General features: G+C 69.9%; 2 protein-coding genes. Both read right to left on the reverse strand.

Going from position 1 to position 1,034, the window contains the following annotated elements:
* Positions 1 to 359, reverse strand: a 359-nt coding sequence (locus IF89_RS39605; RefSeq protein ID WP_043194956.1) for a hypothetical protein, incomplete at its 3' end; no start/stop codon positions are given.
* On the reverse strand, positions 314 to 637 hold the full coding sequence (locus tag IF89_RS0135990) for a hypothetical protein (RefSeq protein WP_030777662.1): 324 nt from the start codon (positions 635 to 637) through the stop codon (positions 314 to 316). The genes IF89_RS39605 and IF89_RS0135990, both read right to left, overlap by 46 nt.
* Positions 638 to 1,034: the final 397 nt, after the last annotated feature.

Here is a 1,034-nt window from a genome sequence, read left to right on the forward strand (position 1 = left end):
TCGGGGGTGTAGTGGAAGAGGACGGTGGTGCGGGTGCCGTCGGGGTTGGTGGTCTCGGTGGTTTTCCGGCTGCCGTCGGCCCAGTAGGTGTAGGTGCTGTGCAGGCCGTCGGCGGTGGTAGCGGTGAGGGGTTTGTTGTCGGGGTTGTAGGTCCAGGTTGTGCCGTCTGCCCCGGTGAGGAGGTTGCCGGCCGTATCCCAGCCCTGTTCGGTTTTCTGGCCGTCGGCGGCTACTGCGGTGAGGCGTCCTGCGGGGTCGGTCTCGTGCGCGGTGGCCGTCTTCTTCCCCTCTGCGTCCGTGGCGGTGGTGGCGGTCACATCGCCGGCGGCGTTGGCGGTGTAGGCGGTCGAGCGCAGCACGGGGGCCTTGGCAGCCGGTTGTAGGCGTCGTAGCCGTGCACGGTGTGCGTTGTGGCGGGCGGGGTGTCAGCGGCGCCCTCTGCACTGTTGCCGCTGCCGGCGCCTGCCTGCCCGTTGTCCGCACTGCTGGCGCTGCCGGGGTCGCCGGTGTCGTCGGCGCTGTTGGGGCGGGTGTCGGTGCGGGTGGCGAGGTCGCCGCGGGTGTTGTAGGTGTAGGCGGTCTCGGACAGGACGGTGCCGTCTTTGCGGGTGAGGGGGCCGCTGTCGAAGTACTCCACCGCAAGCAGGGTGCCGTTGCCGTATGCGTGTAGGCGGCGGTGGCGGTCTGCCCGTCGGGGGTCTCCTGGACGGCCTCGGCGAGGGTGCCGTCGCTGTTGTAGGTGTAGGCGGTGACCGCGCCGGCTGCGTCGGTGGCTGTCTCCAGCTGCCCGTGTGCGTTGTAGGTGCGGGAGAGGGTCTTGCCGTCGGGGTAGGCGATCGAGGCCAGGCGTCCTTCCCCGTCGTAGCCGTAGGCGATGAGCGTGGCCTTCTTCGCCTCCGCGTCCCCGGCTTCGCCTTCCCACAGGCCGGTGACCCGGTTGAGGGAGTCGTACTCCATCTGCCGGACCGTGGCGGCACCGTCCGCATTGGTGACAGAGGTACTGGTGAGGAGGCCGGTGCGCTCGTCGTAGGTGT

The sequence above is a fragment of the Streptomyces sp. NRRL F-2664 genome (genome assembly GCF_000719345.1).
GTDB lineage: Bacteria > Actinomycetota > Actinomycetes > Streptomycetales > Streptomycetaceae > Streptomyces.